The sequence below is a fragment of the Streptomyces sp. NPDC091649 genome (assembly GCF_044756785.1).
Taxonomy (GTDB): Bacteria; Actinomycetota; Actinomycetes; order Streptomycetales; family Streptomycetaceae; genus Streptomyces.
In genome coordinates this window covers 1,882-3,379 of sequence record NZ_JBIVTR010000041.1, presented here as the reverse complement: position 1 = coordinate 3,379, position 1,498 = coordinate 1,882, and the positions used below count along the sequence as shown (strand labels likewise).

Below are 1,498 nucleotides of genomic sequence, written 5' to 3'. Positions count from 1 at the left end.
GTGGTCAGTCCTCCGAGGGGGCGAGGCGCTTGAGTTCGGCCTCGGTCGACTTGAGCAGGTCGTTCCAGGACGCCTCGAATTTCTCGACGCCTTCGTCCTCCAGCACCTGTACGACCTCGTCGTAGGAGATGCCGAGGTTCTTGATGGTGTCGAGGTCGGTGCGGGCCTGGTCGTAGCCGCCGGCGACGGTGTTGCCGGTGATCTGGCCGTGGTCGGCCACCGCCTCCAGGGTCGCTTCGGGCATGGTGTTGACCGTGTTGGGGGCCACGAGGTCGTCGACGTAGAGAGTGTCCTTGAGGGACGGGTCCTTCACGCCGGTCGAGGCCCACAGCGGGCGCTGCTTGTTGGCCTGCGCCTTGTCCAGCGGGGCCCAGCGGTCGGAGGAGAAGACCTCCTCGTACGCCTCGTAGGCCAGGCGGGCGTTGGCGAGGGCGGACTTGCCCTTGGCCGCCTTCGCCGCCTCCGTACCGATGGCGTCGAGGCGCTTGTCGATCTCGGTGTCCACGCGGGAGACGAAGAACGAGGCGACCGAGTGGATCTTGGCCAGGTCCAGGCCCGCGGCCTTGGCCTTCTCCAGACCGGCGAGGTAGGCGTCCATGACCGCGCGGTAGCGCTCCAGGGAGAAGATCAGCGTCACGTTCACGCTGATGCCCCGGCCGATCGTCTCGGTGATCGCCGGGAGACCGGCCCTGGTCGCGGGGATCTTGATGAGGGTGTTGGGCCGGTCGACGAGCCAGGCGAGCTGCTTGGCCTCGGCGACGGTGGAGCGGGTGTTGTGGGCCAGGCGCGGGTCGACCTCGATGGAGACCCGCCCGTCCTGGCCGCCGGTGGCGTCGAAGACCGGGCGCAGGATGTCCGCGGCGTCACGGACGTCCGCCGTCGTGATCATGCGCAGGGCTTCCTCGACGGTGACCTTCCGGGCGGCGAGGTCGGTGAGCTGCTGCTCGTAACCGTCGCCCGAGGAGATCGCCTTCTGGAAGATCGACGGATTGGTCGTCACACCGACGACATGACTCTGATCGATCAGCTCCGCCAGATTCCCGGACGTGATCCGCTTGCGCGACAGGTCATCGAGCCAGATCGCCACGCCCTCCTCGGAGAGGCGCTTGAGTGCGTCTGTCATGAGTTGCATCTCCTACTAGTCGTATCTACCGGCGTCAGCGCGTGGCGGCTTCGAGAGATTCCCGCGCGGCCGCGGCCACGTTCTCGGCCGTGAAGCCGAACTCCCGGAAGAGGACCTTCGCGTCGGCCGAGGCCCCGAAGTGCTCCAGCGAAACAATCCGGCCCGCGTCCCCGACATACCGGTGCCAGGTCAGACCGATACCCGCCTCGACGGCGACCCGCGCCTTCACCGACGGCGGGAGCACGCTGTCCTTGTAACCCTGATCCTGCTCCTCGAACCACTCCACCGACGGCATCGAGACCACCCGGGCCGGCACACCGGCCGCCTGGAGCTCCTCACGCGCCTCCACGGCCAGGTGAACCTCGGAACCGGTCG

The 1,498-nt window shown here is 67.8% G+C and carries 2 protein-coding genes; both read right to left on the bottom strand.

The annotated features are described in order from the left end of the window. Nucleotides 1–4 precede the first annotated feature (4 nt). Nucleotides 5–1,123 (bottom strand): transaldolase, encoded by a 1,119-nt coding sequence (gene tal, locus ACIQMU_RS31530; RefSeq protein WP_352241206.1) that lies wholly within the window; start codon nt 1,121–1,123, stop codon nt 5–7. 34 nt (nt 1,124–1,157) lie between these two features. After that, nucleotides 1,158–1,498: transketolase-like TK C-terminal-containing protein (locus ACIQMU_RS31525; protein ID WP_402690249.1), on the bottom strand; the 341-nt coding region annotated here is incomplete at its 5' end.

Bases quoted from the DNA above. Each gene is read 5' to 3' on its own strand.
- tal (WP_352241206.1), bottom strand. From the start codon at position 1,123: ATGACAGACGCACTCAAGCGCCTCTCCGAGGAGGGCGTGGCGATCTGG.